This is a genomic window from Candidatus Macondimonas diazotrophica (assembly GCF_004684205.1).
In the GTDB taxonomy this organism is placed as follows: domain Bacteria; phylum Pseudomonadota; class Gammaproteobacteria; order UBA5335; family UBA5335; genus Macondimonas; species Macondimonas diazotrophica.
This window is the reverse complement of the sequence record NZ_SRIO01000015.1, coordinates 58262-72654: the sequence shown is the minus strand read 5'-3', so window position 1 is coordinate 72654 and position 14393 is coordinate 58262. Positions and strand designations below refer to the sequence as shown.

General features: G+C 61.7%; 15 protein-coding genes. 12 read left to right on the top strand and 3 right to left on the bottom strand.

All coding sequences use genetic code 11. From position 1 onward, the window contains the following. Nucleotides 1-251 precede the first annotated feature (251 nt). Nucleotides 252-1115 carry a DUF4209 domain-containing protein gene (locus E4680_RS14315; RefSeq protein ID WP_205688908.1) on the bottom strand — a complete coding sequence of 288 codons (864 nt, stop codon included), beginning with the start codon at nucleotides 1113-1115 and terminating at the stop codon, nucleotides 252-254. Between the two features lie 58 nt (nucleotides 1116-1173). Continuing rightward, nucleotides 1174-2121, bottom strand: coding sequence for a DUF7380 domain-containing protein (locus E4680_RS14310; protein ID WP_205688907.1), 948 nt, complete (start codon nucleotides 2119-2121; stop codon nucleotides 1174-1176). 96 nt (nucleotides 2122-2217) lie between these two features. On the opposite strand from E4680_RS14310, the gene E4680_RS11070 reads away from it, so the two are divergent. From E4680_RS11070 to E4680_RS11050, 6 genes are all read left to right on the top strand, one after another. Further along, nucleotides 2218-2532 (top strand): isochorismate lyase, encoded by a 315-nt coding sequence (locus tag E4680_RS11070; protein ID WP_135282476.1) that lies wholly within the window; start codon nucleotides 2218-2220, stop codon nucleotides 2530-2532. A 132-nt stretch (nucleotides 2533-2664) separates the two neighbouring features. Further along, complete coding sequence (locus tag E4680_RS14635; RefSeq protein ID WP_205688913.1) at nucleotides 2665-3033, top strand: arginase family protein; 369 nt, start codon at nucleotides 2665-2667, stop codon at nucleotides 3031-3033. Continuing rightward, on the top strand, nucleotides 2937-3608 hold the full coding sequence (locus E4680_RS14085) for a sulfite exporter TauE/SafE family protein (protein WP_167792481.1): 672 nt from the start codon (nucleotides 2937-2939) through the stop codon (nucleotides 3606-3608). Before E4680_RS14635 ends, E4680_RS14085 begins: the two co-directional genes overlap by 97 nt. Continuing rightward, nucleotides 3587-4492: an urease accessory protein UreD gene (locus E4680_RS11060; protein WP_167792480.1), complete on the top strand. Its 906-nt coding sequence runs from the start codon at nucleotides 3587-3589 to the stop codon at nucleotides 4490-4492. The genes E4680_RS14085 and E4680_RS11060 overlap by 22 nt, the downstream gene beginning before the upstream one ends. A gap of 80 nt (nucleotides 4493-4572) precedes the next feature. Continuing rightward, nucleotides 4573-4875 (top strand): urease subunit gamma, encoded by a 303-nt coding sequence (gene ureA / locus E4680_RS11055; RefSeq protein ID WP_135282474.1) that lies wholly within the window; start codon nucleotides 4573-4575, stop codon nucleotides 4873-4875. A gap of 246 nt (nucleotides 4876-5121) precedes the next feature. Next, entirely contained in the window at nucleotides 5122-5451 is a 330-nt protein-coding gene (locus E4680_RS11050) for a hypothetical protein (protein ID WP_135282473.1), read from the top strand. Between the two features lie 96 nt (nucleotides 5452-5547). Here the strand turns inward: E4680_RS11050 and typA are convergent, their stop codons facing one another. After that, complete coding sequence (gene typA / locus E4680_RS11045) at nucleotides 5548-7365, bottom strand: translational GTPase TypA (protein ID WP_135282472.1); 1818 nt, start codon at nucleotides 7363-7365, stop codon at nucleotides 5548-5550. 166 nt (nucleotides 7366-7531) lie between these two features. On the opposite strand from typA, the gene E4680_RS11040 reads away from it, so the two are divergent. From E4680_RS11040 to urtB, 6 genes are all read left to right on the top strand, one after another. Then, on the top strand, nucleotides 7532-8425 hold the full coding sequence (locus E4680_RS11040) for a lysophospholipid acyltransferase family protein (protein WP_135282471.1): 894 nt from the start codon (nucleotides 7532-7534) through the stop codon (nucleotides 8423-8425). 170 nt (nucleotides 8426-8595) lie between these two features. Continuing rightward, nucleotides 8596-9657 (top strand): NAD(P)-dependent alcohol dehydrogenase, encoded by a 1062-nt coding sequence (locus E4680_RS11035; RefSeq protein WP_135282470.1) that lies wholly within the window; start codon nucleotides 8596-8598, stop codon nucleotides 9655-9657. A 69-nt stretch (nucleotides 9658-9726) separates the two neighbouring features. Next, the gene (gene ureG, locus E4680_RS11030) at nucleotides 9727-10341 is read left to right on the top strand and encodes an urease accessory protein UreG (protein ID WP_135282469.1); all 615 of its coding nucleotides are present in this window, start codon (nucleotides 9727-9729) and stop codon (nucleotides 10339-10341) included. Between the two features lie 304 nt (nucleotides 10342-10645). Further along, nucleotides 10646-11398, top strand: coding sequence for a TorF family putative porin (locus E4680_RS11025; RefSeq protein ID WP_135282468.1), 753 nt, complete (start codon nucleotides 10646-10648; stop codon nucleotides 11396-11398). 73 nt (nucleotides 11399-11471) lie between these two features. Then, nucleotides 11472-12704 (top strand): urea ABC transporter substrate-binding protein, encoded by a 1233-nt coding sequence (urtA, locus tag E4680_RS11020; protein WP_135282467.1) that lies wholly within the window; start codon nucleotides 11472-11474, stop codon nucleotides 12702-12704. A 95-nt stretch (nucleotides 12705-12799) separates the two neighbouring features. After that, nucleotides 12800-14392, top strand: a complete 1593-nt coding sequence (gene urtB / locus E4680_RS11015; RefSeq protein ID WP_205688906.1) for an urea ABC transporter permease subunit UrtB — start codon at nucleotides 12800-12802, stop codon at nucleotides 14390-14392. Nucleotide 14393: the final 1 nt, after the last annotated feature.

Genomic DNA, 14393 nt, shown 5'->3' with positions numbered 1-14393 from the left:
GTGCGGATCGACCGGCGCGGTGATGCGTTTCAGCTCCCCCTGCCGCTCCAGATGGGCCATGAACTCCCGCAGATCGCGATACTTCAATGCCTGATCTCCTTATCGTGCTGCCGGCATGCGGGAGGATGATGGACCAAACGGGCATGTTGGACCAGCATCCCGGTTATCCGGAATAGGGCGTGTCCCAAGACGGTGATCGCACGAGGACTGTGGAGGCATGCTGCGATAAAAAAAATCGCTATTGGTGGTGGTCAGCCGCCCTCATCCGACTTGTCTCTCGCTGAGTTGTTGTGTGCGGCGTGCCACCATGGCTTGAAGGTGAGTCGCAATGCCCGCCACCACGCATAGATGGCATACGGCGAGCGGCACTCTGCTTCATCGAGCAGTCCATGGGCCAACTCGTTGCGCAAATTGGGGCCGAAGGCATCACAGAACAACGACTTAAGCTCAAAGGTCAAATTCTTGCCGAACACCCGGTCGACTTCCGGCAATTCCATCAAGGTGTTCATGCCGTTCTCGCTCTGAATGCCGTCTTTGTCCAGATTCGTTGTCTGGGCTCCGGCCTCCTTGAGATGCACGCGAACCATGTGCTCAATCTGCGGCACCAACAGATGCAGCGCGGTAACGAAGTCACGCTCATAACCGGCAAACAACGCCTTGCCAAAAAGCCCAGCACGCTCCTTGGGCACAAGGGGCGACGGGCGCGACACTTCGACGAAATCGCCTTCGCATAGCCGATGTTCCAATAAGAGCACTTCCAAGGCTGGCCAAATGCCACCTTGCACCATGATGCTGACCAGGATGCCGTAGTCGCGGATCATCTCGGCGCGGATGGCTGTCTCATCGTCCTCCGTCAACTCTCCACCTAAGCTCATCGCGGGATGCTTGGCAATGACCCGGCCATCACGGCTCAGCACCGTCCCGGCAAAGAGCGACTGCAAGGAATGCAGGCGCATCCGTTGCAGCGCCCTGCGACGCAATTCTTCTGCGTTTGCATCACCATACAGATTTGCAAATGCGAGCAACGCTTCTTGTGCTGATTTCCCGGTGACGGATTGTCTTGCATTCTCGACGATCTGGGTGAGGTCGACACCGGGTGTTTGGATGAGGCCCATCTCCCCCAACGATCTTTCACCTGAGTCGTTCAGGTGAGCTCGCAGCTCAGCGATTCGTTCATCCACCCGGTGCGTGGCGCTCAGCCCTGGGAATCGTTCGATAAGTCTGGATGGCGTTCTCATAGAAACTCGCGGCCACCATGTGGCTTGGACTTTCCGACGCGGATCGTGCGATGGCTTCCTTGACCCAGCCCTCTGCGACGGCCACCGTCATTTCGGCTGCTTTGACCTCGTCAGGGATGGCTTTGTGCCATTTGGCAGCCGCAGAGAAATACTCTCGCGCCTTGTACCGCTCGCCTTCACCGTCGAATCCGTGGGCCAAGGTTTCCAGCTTGCTTGCCACCTCGGCTCGGTGAACTCGTCCCAGGCAGTTCGATTTCAACAGGTCAGCCAACCAGAATCCAAGGAAACCATCAGCCCGGGTTGCTGCCTTGAATGCGGCAATGATCGACGCCTCCATTTGCTCCAATCGGTCTTCAGCACCGCCCTTGAGCGTCTGTGCCAAGCGAATGGCTCGCTCCCAACACTCCTTTCCATCTTCAATCCAGGTCTCCATATCGAGTGGAATGGATCGATAAGCATCGATGGCCTTCAGCGCGAACATTTGGTTGCGTGGCTGGCCCTTCAGCCAGACCAGATCGCTGAGCCGCGCCTTCAGCCAGTCGTCGTCTACCGCATCGACGATCTTTACAAAGGACAGGACATCTGCATTCGTCAGATCATCGGGAATGACTGTTCGTCGGTCATGAATCATGGCAAAGGGCTTGAAGGGTTCGTTCGGACTCGACGGCGAAAGCTTCATCGAGCAGGCGTCGGCAAGCAGCCAGAGTACCTTTCCATGCTCATGGCGACCCTGTTCGATTGCGTCACGCGCGGCAGTGGAAAACGCCTGCCACATCGCCTCATACCCTTCGCGCGGTGTTCCAGAAATTGCTTCCTTCCAGCCCGAATCCGCAAAATCCTGAGCTGAGATGGGCAAATCTACCGGATAGCGTTGACTGATCATGATGATGTTCTCCAACGAAGACATGGCATACGGTGTGGCACATTCATGATGCTTCTATAGACTCGGCGTCGTGATGCCTCTACTCAGGAAGTGATCATGGAACTGCGAAATCTGCTTCAGCCTGACGAATGCGGCGGAATGGATGACATTCGCGCCGAAATCGACCGGATCGATCGGGCCGTCGTCGGTTTGATCGGGCGGCGCTACCAATACGTATTGGCGGCGGCGAAGTTCAAGACGTCCGCAACGTCCGTCAAAGCCCCGGAACGATTGACAGCCATGCTGGCGAGGCGGCGGGAATGGGCCGTGGAGGAGGGGCTGAACGCCGACATGATCGAAAAGCTCTATGCGGATCTGGTGGCGCATTTCATCGATGAGGAAATGCAGCGCTGGAAGGCGGACCGCGAATAGCGCCGGGCTTGCGCCGCCCCGTGTTTCAACAGCGGAAATACTCAGTCTATGGGCAGGGTTCAGGTGCGGGGTCAGCGATGGGGTTTGGGGGCATCGAGCAGACGCCCGCGCACGCGAGCATGACGTTCGGCCATCAGCCATCCTTCTTCTGCTTCCGCTACCGGCCGGCCGGAGCCCGGCAATCTTCTGTCGCGTGAGATCCTCTATTTGTTGAGCGCGGTCGCCAAGGAGGGGATCTGCGGTATGGAAGTCGTCGAGGTGTCGCCGCCCTATGATCAATCGGAAATCACGGCGCTGCTGGCCACCCGCACCATCGTCGATGTGCTCGGCGACCCTGGTCGCTTATGGCAAACTCGGATCCCACCGGTCCATCATTCGTGGCTGGAGTGCCTGAGGAGTTCAGCATGTCGACACCGTTACCCCTGCTGCTCGCTACCGGATTTGGCCTTGGCCTGCTGCATGCCCTGGACCCGGATCATGTGCTTGCGGTGGCCAACCTGAACCGGGCTCGGGCTGGCTCGGGCCGGCGGGCCTCGCTGAGCTTCTGTGCCCGCTGGGCATTGGGGCATGGTGTTGCGCTGCTGGCGATCGGCGCGCTGGTGTTGCTGGCCGGGATGGCGGTGCCGGCACAGATCGCCGAAGGGGCGGAATATCTGGTCGGCTGGGTGCTGATCGTCCTCGGCGTCGGGGCGCTCTGGTCCGTATTTTCCGGCGAGGCGCCGATCCGCTGGCATCGCCATGACGCCAACGGCGCTTCCCATCTTCATGTCGCCGGCTTGCCGGCGCACCACGGTCGCCGCGCCGTGGCAGTGGGGTTGCTGCATGGCACGGCTGGCTCGGCCTCGCTGCTGGCGCTGGCGCCGTTGGCCGGTGCTCCGGATCCCTGGATCGGCATGAGCTATCTGGTGTTGTTCGGGAGCGGTGTGCTGCTGGCGATGATGATATTCGGCAACGTCCTGGGCGGTGGTCTGGGACTCCTGCAGGGGCGTCTGCCGCGTCTGGCGAGTGCCTTGCGGGTGGCGCTGGCGTTGGCCGCCATGGGGCTGGGTGTGGCGTGGGTACAGGGCGGGTGGTGATTGCGCCGGATGATCATGATGGGGGTGTGCTGGCATCGCATCTCCCCGGTTCAACGCCCCAGGCCGATGGGTGGGTGGGCGAGTTGTCACTGGGCTTCGCGGCGCGCGGTGATGCGACTGTGCTGGCAAGACGGCGCCGCCGCGGCCCGCTCACCGTCCAGCGGCCGTTCTATCCCGAGGGTGCTTCGGTATGCCAGGTCACCCTGCTGCACCCCCCCGGCGGGCTGGTGGGCGGTGATCGCCTCGAGCTGACCGCTGCCCTCGATGAGGGGGCGCAGGCGCTCATCACCACACCGGCGGCGGGCAAGGTGTATCGCAGCGCCGGCGCCACGGCCGAACAGCGCCAGGGCTTCCACATCGCCCACCGGGCCTCGCTCGAATGGCTGCCGCAGGAAACCATTCTGTTTTCGGGGGCGCGTCTTCGTTCCCGAACTCGGGTCGATCTGATTCCCGGTGGGCGTTTCCTGGGATGGGAAATCGTCTGTTTCGGCCGTCCCCACGGCGCGGAACGGTTCGATGCCGGGCACGGTGGGATCGCCTTGGAGCTGTGGGAGAGCGGCGCGCCGCTCTTCGTCGAGCGCGGACGCTATGTCGGTGGCGGGGCGCTCATGACAGCGCCGTGGGGGTTGGCCCAGCAGCCCGTGATGGGGACTTGGCTCGCGCTCGACGCGCCTCCACGGCTCACTGAGTCATTGCGTGCCGAGCTTGTCGCGGTTGCCGATCCGGCGCATTGGGGCTTGAGCCGCTTGCCGCGCGTGCTGGCGCTGCGCTACCGCGGGCCGAGTGCGGCCGAGGCGCGCGCCCTGTTCGTGAAGGCGTGGACGCTGGTGCGGCCCGCGTTGTTGGGTCGCGACGCGATATCACCGCGGATCTGGGCTACCTGACGCAGCGATCCTTGCCGATGGCCCGTGCTTCGGTCAGGATGCCCGGATCGATCGCTGCGACCTGTTGAACCGGAGATGTCATGGAACTCACGCCCCGCGAGAAAGACAAGCTGCTGCTGTTCACCGCCGCGCTGCTTGCCGAACGCCGCCTCGCCCGCGGTGTCAAGTTGAACTATCCTGAAGCCGTGGCCTACATCAGTGCGGCCATTCTCGAAGGGGCACGCGACGGACGTACGGTTGCCGAACTGATGGATACGGGGCGCGGCCTGCTCACGCGTGATCAGGTGATGCCGGGCATTCCCGAGATGCTGCTCGAGGTTCAGGTCGAAGCGACGTTTCCGGATGGTACCAAGCTTGTGACGGTGCACGATCCCATTGTTTGAGGGAGGCGGCCGGAAGGGAGCCGCGTTTCCGAGCTGACCGGAACCGATGGCTTCAGGCCGACCGACGCCCCCACGACTGGGATCGTCCGACCGCTTCGCTGACCACCGGCGGGTTCAGTCAGCCTGGGGCGGCCTGTGGTGGGATTCGCTCGGCGCCCACGGTAACGGCCAATACGTTGCGCTGATCACTCATGGAATAGCAATGAGTCATGCAATCAGCATCTCGGACTGCGGCCGGTATCTCATTTGCCGCGTCAACAAGCCGGTTACCATCAATACCGCGCTGGCATTTTCGTGGCGCTCGATGCGGCACGCCGCGCTCACGGTATCAAGCGATTTCTGGTCGATGTACGCAATGCACCGAACCTTGCCAATACCGTTCAGAACTATCACTTTGCCAACGCCGATATGACCGCGCTCGATCTGCAGCGCGACGTCCGTTCGGCCATGCTGGTCGCCCTCTGGGATCACCGCCACGATTTCGTCGAGACGTTCACGCAGAATGCGGGCTATGGAGTGCGGCTGTTCCGGGACGAGGCGACGGCGATTGCGTGGTTGGAAGCGCCGGTGCCTTAGTCGCCGCATATGAGGGCGGGCGGAGTCATCGCGCCGTCTTACCGGCCGGCGACAGGGAATCGCCGGCCGTTCTCGTGGGATTTTCCTGCCCTGGAATCAATCGTCGCTGCGCGAAGCCCGCTTGCGTTCATGTTCCTTTAAGAATCGCTTGCGCACGCGGATGGCCTTGGGGGTGACTTCGACCAGTTCGTCATCGTTGATGAATTCCAGCGCCTGCTCCAGGCTGAGTCGGATGGGCGGGGTGAGAGTGATGTTCTCATCCGATCCTGCAGCGCGGATGTTGGTGAGCTGCTTGGCTTTGAGCGGATTGACCACCAGATCGTTGTCGCGCGAGTGGATCCCGATGACCATGCCTTCGTAGACCTCTTCGCCATGTCCGATGAACAGGCGCCCGCGCTCCTGCAAATTGAACAGGGCATAGGCCAGCGCCTTGCCCGGCCCGTTGGCGATCAGCACACCGTTGTTGCGCGCGGCCAGCGCACCCTTTCGGATCGGGCCGTAGTGGTCGAAGATGTGGTAGATGAGGCCGGTGCCGCTGGTGGCAGTCATGAACTCGGTCTGGAAACCGATCAGTCCGCGCGCGGGGATGATGTAGTCGAGTCGCACGCGGCCTTTGCCATCCGGGACCATGTCGCGCAACTCGCCGCCCCGCTCGCCGAGTTTTTCCATCACCTTGCCCTGGCTCGATTCCTCGACATCGACGGTCAGGGCCTCGAACGGCTCGCTTTTCTGTCCGTCGATTTCCTTGATGATCACCTCAGGGCGTGACACGCCGAGTTCATAGCCTTCGCGGCGCATGTTCTCGATGAGGATCGACAGATGCAGTTCGCCGCGGCCGGACACCTTGAATTTGTCCGGGTCGTCGGTGTCTTCCACACGCAGCGCGACGTTGTGCTTGAGTTCGCGCTGTAACCGTTCGCGCAGCTGGCGCGAGGTGACGTACTTGCCCTCGCGGCCGGCGAACGGGGAGGTGTTCACCACGAAGTTCATGCTCACCGTCGGCTCGTCGACCGTGAGCGGGGGCAGCGCTTCGACCTGGGTGGGGTCGCAGAGGGTGTCGGAGATGTTGAGCTGTTCCATGCCGGTGAAGGCGATGATGTCGCCCGCGGTGGCTTCGGGGAATTCGACCCGTTCGAGGCCCATGAAACCCAGGATCTGCAGTACACGTCCTGGCCGGCGTCCACCCTCGGTGTCGATCACGGTGACGGGCGTATTGCTCTTGATGCGGCCCCGCTTGATACGGCCGATGCCGATGAGACCAACGTAGCTGTTGTAGTCCAGGCTGCTGATCTGCATCTGGAACGGCCCGTTGGGGTCCACATCGGGCGGCGAAACACGGTCGACGATCATCTGGAACAGGGGTTCCATGTTGCCTTCCGTCACATCGGGTTCGAGGCCGGAGAAACCCTTGAGCGCCGAAGCGTAGACGACGGGGAAATCGAGCTGCTCTTCGGTGGCGCCCAGACGGTCGAACAGATCGAAGGTCTGATCCAGCACCCAGTCCGGGCGCGCGCCGGGCCGGTCGATCTTGTTGATCACGACGATGGGCTTGAGGCCAAGCGCAAAGGCCTTCTGCGTCACGAAACGGGTTTGTGGCATGGGGCCGTCGACGGCGTCGACCAGCAGCAATACCGAGTCCACCATCGATAGCACGCGCTCGACTTCGCCGCCGAAGTCGGCGTGTCCCGGCGTATCGACGATGTTGATCCGGTAGTCACCCCAGCGGATGGCCGTGTTCTTGGCCAGGATGGTGATGCCGCGTTCCTTTTCCAGGTCGTTGGAGTCCATGACCCGTTCGCCGCCGCCGGTGCGTTCCTGGAGGGTGCCGGATTGGCGCAGCAATTGGTCGACGAGGGTGGTTTTCCCATGGTCGACGTGGGCGATGATGGCGATGTTGCGAAGTTTTTCGATCACGAGGGGCTCGACGCGGCAGGGCCGCAAGGCAGGTGGGGGGCGTATTATAAGGGAAAGGCGGTGGACCGACAGCGCATCGTTTGCGACAGCCGGCCGCACCTCCGGTGGACAGCGTCGCGATCGACTCGGAGAATGACCGTCCCGATCCTTGGTGGCACTTCACATTATGGCGGACATTCGCATCTTGTCTCTGCGCGCTTTGGCGCTGCTGCCCTTACCGGTGCTGCATCTGGCGGGCGGAGTCTTGGGGGGCGCATTGGCGTGGTTTCCCTCCCGGTTGCGGACGATGGTCGACATCAATCTGGGGGTTTGTTTTCCTGATCAGACGAGCGCTTGGCGCGTGCGGTTACGACGCCGATCCATGGCGCATCTGGGGCGCCTGGTGTTCGAGTTCGGCAAGGTCTTGAGTGCGGACCGGCGCGGCGTGGAAACCTTGGTCCGCGAAACGTGCGGCGAATCACTGATCGGGGAGGCGCTGGCGCAGGGCGGTGCCATTGTCGCGACGCCGCATCTGGGCTGCTGGGAGATCGTCAGCCAGTATCTGGCAACGCGCTATCCGCTCACCGCGCTGTATCGACCTCAGGAAGGCGCGCTCGATGCGTGGATCCATGCCCGGCGTCAGCATCTGGGCGCACGGCTCGAGCCGGCTGACCAAGGCGGTGTAAGGGCGCTCATGGCCGCGCTGCGCCGCAAGGAGTTGGCGGGACTGCTGCCGGACCAGGACCCCCGAGTCGGCGGTGTCTTCGTCCGGCATTTCGGCTGTATGACCCATACGCCGGTTTTGCTGGCCCGTCTGGCCAACAAAGCCAAGGTTCCGGTGATTCTCTGTTTCGCGGAGCGTTTGCCGTGGGGGCGCGGGTACCGGATTCATTTCATCGCCGTCCCGGCAGCCGTGGCCGACCCCGATCCACAGGTCGGGACCCAGGTGCTCAGTGATGCCGTGGAGGGCCTGATTCGCCGTTGCCCGGAGCAGTATTTCTGGAATTACCGGCGGTTCAGGCGTCGTCCTGCCGGTGAAGCGCCCCTGTATCCTCGCCGCTCACGCCCGGCGACTCGATAACCGCGTTCGACGCCGGAACCTTGGGGGCTCTCCACGATCCATTAGAGCACCGTGCCCGCGGCGCTGCGGGGTGTGTCTCGTGCGCCGCGCCGGGCTGATCCGTTCCATGAGTCTGCGGTGGGCAGCCGCCTGTCGCGCCAGGCTTACTCATCACCCGCGGGAGATTCGCCATGATCAAGACACGTGGATATGCTGCACAGGATGCTTCAAGTCCCTTGGCGCCGTTTGATTTCGAGCGTCGCGATCCGGGTCCGCAGGATGTCGTCATCCAGATTCTCAACTGCGGGGTATGCCATTCGGATCTGCACCAGGCGCGCAACGAATGGTCGAATACGCTCTATCCCAGCGTCCCTGGTCATGAAATCGTCGGGCGTGTGACGGCGGTTGGTGGCGAGGTGACCCGCTTCAAGGTCGGCGATCTCGCCGGTGTTGGCTGCATGGTCGACAGCTGCCAGCATTGCCCCTCCTGCGCCGAGGGGTTGGAGCAGTACTGCGAGCAGGGGTTCGTCGCGACCTATAACGGTCGAGGGCCGGGCAGCGAGAATACCTATGGCGGCTATTCCCAGACCATTGTGGTCAAAGACGCGTTTGTGCTGAAGATTCGTCACGATGCGGATCAGATCGCAGCAGTGGCGCCGTTGCTGTGCGCCGGGATCACCACTTATTCGCCGCTCCGCCATTGGGGCGTCGGGCCAGGGACACGTGTGGGCGTGGTCGGTTTGGGCGGTCTGGGGCACATGGCCGTGAAGCTCGCCCATGCCATGGGGGCCGAGGTGACGTTGTTCACTACCTCACCCGGGAAGCAGGCGGATGGCCAGCGGCTGGGTGCCGATACGGTCGTGATTTCCAAGGACAAGGCGCAGATGGATGCGCAACGGGGGCGCTTCGACTTCATTCTCAATACCGTGGCAGCGCCACACCGGCTGGATGACTATCTCCAGTTGCTCAAGCGCGACGGTACCATGACACTGGTGGGTGCGCCCGCCGAGCCGCATCCCGCGCCCCAGGTGTTCAACCTGATCTTTCGGCGTCGCCAGATCGCCGGTTCGCTGATCGGGGGCATTCAGGAAACCCAGGAAATGCTGGATTTTTGCGCCGATCACGGCATCGTGTCGGATATCGAACTGATTTCGATGAAAGAGATCAATGCGGCCTACGAGCGTATGTTGAAGGGCGATGTCAAATATCGCTTTGTCATCGATATGGCGACCTTGACGACAGATTCCCAATGAAGCACGAAACGATCGGATGGTCCTGTATCCATTCCGAATGGACATCACGCACAGCATGAGAGGACAGGAATGAATCGCAAAACGGCATTGCGGGTGGGCATCGGGGGGCCGGTGGGCTCCGGCAAGACGGCGCTGGTCGACGCATTGTGCAAGCAGTTGCGTACGCGCTACCAGATCGCCGTCGTGACCAATGACATTTACACCCGTGAGGATGCGGAGTTTCTGACTCGCAGCGGTGCATTGGCGCCCGAGCGCATCATCGGCGTGGAGACCGGGGGATGTCCGCATACCGCGATTCGGGAAGATGCTTCTATGAATCTCGCCGCGGTCGCCGAATTGAGTCAGCGTTTACCCGATCTCGATCTGGTTTTCGTTGAAAGTGGGGGTGACAATCTGGCGGCCACCTTCAGCCCGGAACTGTCGGATCTCACGCTGTATGTGATCGATGTCTCGGCGGGCGACAAGATTCCGCGCAAGGGTGGGCCCGGGATTACCCGATCCGATCTGCTGATCATCAATAAGACGGATCTGGCGCCACATGTGGGGGCTTCTCTCGATGTGATGGATCGCGACGCGCGCCGAATGCGTGGTGAACGCCCCTTCATGTTCACCAATCTCAAGACGGGTGCAGGATTGCCGGAGGTGATTGCCTTTATCGAACGGGAGGGCTTGCTCGGGCGGTGATGCTTTGACAGGCGAGGCTGCTCTTTTCGGGGCGGGACATGAGGATACGGAGAGGCAAGGCTGGCTCGCTGCTTGTATTGCACATATTTAGTGCGCGACCGAGAGCGTTCGCACCATTATTGTGCGATGCGCGGAATCATCGGTGTCATCCACCCATGTCGATTCTGTGACAAAACACATTTTGGGCTTTTCCCAAGCCAGTGGCACAAATTCTGCTCTAGCTCCGTGGACCCGAAAAAATCAGGCGTCCCGACCGGCCAAAGGCGGCCGGTTTCTCAGGGTTACCAATGTAGGAGCTAGCCACATGAAGAAAATTTCCCTCAGCCGCCACATCATGGGCATGACCGCCTTGGGCGTCTTGTCTGTTGCGGCGCAACCGGTTCAAGCAGCCGTCAGCGGCAATATCGGCGTATTTTCCAAGTATGTGCTGCGTGGCGTGACCAACGACGCCGAAAGCGACGATCCGGCTCTGCAGGGGGGATTCGACTATTCCCATGACAGCGGGTTCTACGCTGGCTACTGGGGTTCGAGCCTGGATTACAACTACGAAACCGGCAGCGACACGACCGCAGCGACCGGATTCGAAAACGACTTCTACTTCGGCTATGCGCCGACCGTGGGCGATGTCACCTTCGACATCGGCTTGATTCAGTACTACTACGTGAGCGTTGATGACTCTGACCTCACTGAGGCGGTGTTGGGTGTGTCCTACATGGGCGCCTACGCCAAGATGCAGTACCTGCTCAACGATGGCCTATGGGGCAACCAGGGCGACATCTACTGGACGGCCGGCTATGCCTTCGATCTGCCGTCGGACTTCACCTTCGCCATCGATCTCGGTTACTACACCTACGACGACGACGACAATGACGAGCTGGGCGGCGCCACGCTGCAGGATTCCGGATTCCGTCATGCCAACTTCACGCTGTCTCATCCCATTGGCGAAACCGGTGCCACCATGGGTCTGACCTACATCCTGGGTGGCGAAACCCGGGATGAAGTGGATCAGGGCGACACCATGGTTTTCAGCATCACCTACGACTTCGACGTGATGTGAGACCTGCGCCCCCTGCTTCGACAGGGGGCGTTTTCGTTTTTCCAACGGATTAGTGACAGTCAAGGAGACTTCCATGACTCAGGCGAAATCGCTCCGCCGGGTTCGTACGGCGTTGCTCGCGATTGCATTGGCCGCGGCCAGTTCGCTGGCCCAGGCCGCGGAGACCATCAAGGTCGGTGTGCTGCATTCCCTGTCCGGCACCATGGCCATCAGTGAGACCTCGCTGAAGGATGTGGCGCTGATGACCATTGAGGAAATCAATGCGAGCGGCGGCGTGATGGGCAAACAGCTCGAGCCGGTGGTGGTGGATCCAGCGTCCGACTGGCCGCTGTTTGCCGAGAAGGCGCGTGAGCTGTTGACCCGCGACAAGGTCGACGTGGTGTTCGGCTGCTGGACTTCGGTTTCCCGTAAATCCGTCCTGCCGGTTTTCGAGGAACTCAATGGGCTCTTGTTCTATCCGGTTCAGTACGAAGGCCAGGAGCAGTCGAAGAACGTGTTCTATACCGGTGCGGCGCCTAATCAGCAGGCCATCCCCGCGGTGGAATACCTCATGAGCGAGGACGGTGGTGGCGCCAAGCGCTGGGTGCTGCTGGGTACCGACTATGTCTATCCCCGGACCACCAACAAGATCCTGCGCGCTTTCCTCAAGTCCAAAGGGGTGGCCGAAGCCGACATCTGGGAGACCTATACGCCTTTCGGTCATAGCGATTACCAGACCATCGTCGCCAAGGTGAAGGAATTCTCTGCCGGCAAGCCGACGGCTGTGGTCTCGACCATCAACGGCGATTCCAACGTGGCCTTCTACAAGGAACTGGGCAACCAGGGTATCAAGGCCGAGGACATTCCCGTCGTCGCCTTCTCGGTGGGCGAAGAAGAGTTGCGTGGCATCGACACCAAGCCGCTGGTCGGTCATCTGGCGGCGTGGAACTACTTCATGTCGATCAAATCCCCGGAGAACAAATCCTTCATCGACAAGTGGAAGGCCTATGTGAAGAAGGCCAAGCTGCCGGGTGGTGACAGCCGTGTCACCAATGACCCGATGGAAGCGACCTACATCGGCATGCACATGTGGAAGCAGGCCGTCGAAAAGGCGGGCACCACCGAGGTCGATGCGGTGCGCAAGGCCATGGCCGGCCAGACCTTCAAGGCACCGTCCGGCTTCACCGTGAAGATGGACGAGAAAAACCATCATTTGCACAAGCCGGTGTTCATCGGCGAAGTCCAATCGGACGGCCAGTTCCAGATTGTCTGGAAGACCAAGGGTCCCATCCGCGCTGAACCTTGGAGCCCTTACATCAAGGAGTAAGGGATGATGGCGCCGCCACTCGCTGGAGTGGCGGCCCTGTTTTCATTTCTTCGCGAGGGCCGATATCCATGACAGCGGCACGATGGCTCGTCTTTATGTCTGTACTCTGGGCATGGAGCAGCCTGGTTTTCGCAACACCTTCACCGGTACCCGCAGGCGCAGCGGATCCATTGGCGCCGGGTATTGCGGTACTCGGTCTGGGCAGCGCAGGGGATGTGCGCGACGCCATCGAGGCGCTTGCCGCAACCGACGATCCACGTGCACTGACGGTGCTGGATGCGCTCTCGCGGGGGCAGCTGCAAGTCGACCATGCTGCCGGTGTCTATCGCCATACAGCGGAGGGATGGCGCCATGTCCTGACCGGACAACCGGCACCAGAGGAGGCTTCGCTCAGCGCGCCCATCCTCACCAATTCCTCCCGACGACAACTGGCCAACGCGCTGGCGCAGTTGCAGATCACTTCGCCGGATGCCGGGCAACGGCTCGCCGGTGCAATCACCATGGCGGAGAAGCCCATCGCGGATGCCGAACCGGCGCTGCGTGAGGCGCTCGATCGCGAGCAGAACCCGGATATTCAACAATGGCTGGCTTTGGCGGTCGCGCAGCTCGATCTGGAAAACGCGGATCCCGCCAAGCGCCGGGAAGCCGTTCAGCTGCTTGGCGAGTCCGGCCGGCTGGCCTATCGCGCCCGAATCGAGCCACTGAGCGGCGAAGCGGAAGCCGATGCAACCGTGCGCCAGGAAGCGGTGCGGGCGCTGAATCGGATCGATCGGCAGCAATGGATGGTTCGGCAGGCCGCCAACGTGTTCTACGGCTTGAGTCTGGGCAGCATTCTCATGCTGTCGGCCTTGGGTCTGGCCATCACCTTCGGGTTGATGGGCGTCATCAATATGGCCCATGGCGAGATGCTGATGTTGGGTGCCTACACCACGTATGTGGTGCAGCGCCTGTTCCAGAGTCACGCGCCCGCGTGGCAGGACGCGTACCTTCTGATGGCCATTCCATTGGCGTTCGCGGTGACGGCTCTGGTGGGGATCGCACTCGAGCGGCTGGTGATTCGCCACCTCTATGGCCGCCCCTTGGAGACCCTGCTGGCCACCTGGGGGATCAGCCTCGCGCTCATCCAGGCCGTTCGCCTGGTGTTCGGCGCCCAGAACGTCAGTGTTGCCAATCCGTCCTGGCTGGCGGGTGGCTGGGCGGTGGCGGACGGTTTGGTGCTGACCTACAACCGTCTGGCGATCATCGCCTTTGCCCTGCTGGTCCTGCTGATGGCCTACCTTCTCTTGCAGCGTACCGCCTTGGGTCTCAACGTTCGCGCGGTGAGCCAGAACCGGCCGATGGCCGCGGCGATGGGGATCAACACGGCGAGCGTCGATGCCTGGACGTTCGGGTTGGGTTCGGGAATCGCGGGTCTGGGCGGGGTCGCCCTGTCTCAGCTGGACAATGTGGCGCCGGATCTCGGTCAGGGTTATATCGTCGATTCCTTCATGGTGGTCGTGTTGGGCGGGGTCGGCCAGTTGGCGGGCACCTTCGTCGGCGCATTCGGTCTTGGGGTTCTGAACAAGTTCCTGGAACCCCAGATCGGCGCGGTGATGGGCAAGGTGCTGGTGCTGGTGCTCATCATTCTGTTCATTCAGCGCCGCCCACAGGGGTTGTTCGCCATGCGCGGCCGCGCGGTGGAGGCCTGAT

Excerpts from the sequence above, each read along its gene's own strand:
- E4680_RS11070 (WP_135282476.1), top strand. The coding sequence starts at position 2,218 with ATGGAACTGCGAAATCTGCTTCAGCCTGACGAATGCGGCGGAATGGAT.
- E4680_RS14310 (WP_205688907.1), bottom strand. The coding sequence starts at position 2,121 with ATGATCAGTCAACGCTATCCGGTAGATTTGCCCATCTCAGCTCAGGAT.
- urtB (WP_205688906.1), top strand. The coding sequence starts at position 12,800 with ATGTCTGTACTCTGGGCATGGAGCAGCCTGGTTTTCGCAACACCTTCA.
- E4680_RS11025 (WP_135282468.1), top strand. The coding sequence starts at position 10,646 with ATGAAGAAAATTTCCCTCAGCCGCCACATCATGGGCATGACCGCCTTG.
- E4680_RS14085 (WP_167792481.1), top strand. The coding sequence starts at position 2,937 with ATGTCGACACCGTTACCCCTGCTGCTCGCTACCGGATTTGGCCTTGGC.
- urtA (WP_135282467.1), top strand. The coding sequence starts at position 11,472 with ATGACTCAGGCGAAATCGCTCCGCCGGGTTCGTACGGCGTTGCTCGCG.
- ureA (WP_135282474.1), top strand. The coding sequence starts at position 4,573 with ATGGAACTCACGCCCCGCGAGAAAGACAAGCTGCTGCTGTTCACCGCC.
- E4680_RS14315 (WP_205688908.1), bottom strand. The coding sequence starts at position 1,115 with ATGGGCCTCATCCAAACACCCGGTGTCGACCTCACCCAGATCGTCGAG.
- E4680_RS11040 (WP_135282471.1), top strand. The coding sequence starts at position 7,532 with ATGGCGGACATTCGCATCTTGTCTCTGCGCGCTTTGGCGCTGCTGCCC.
- E4680_RS11035 (WP_135282470.1), top strand. The coding sequence starts at position 8,596 with ATGATCAAGACACGTGGATATGCTGCACAGGATGCTTCAAGTCCCTTG.
- ureG (WP_135282469.1), top strand. The coding sequence starts at position 9,727 with ATGAATCGCAAAACGGCATTGCGGGTGGGCATCGGGGGGCCGGTGGGC.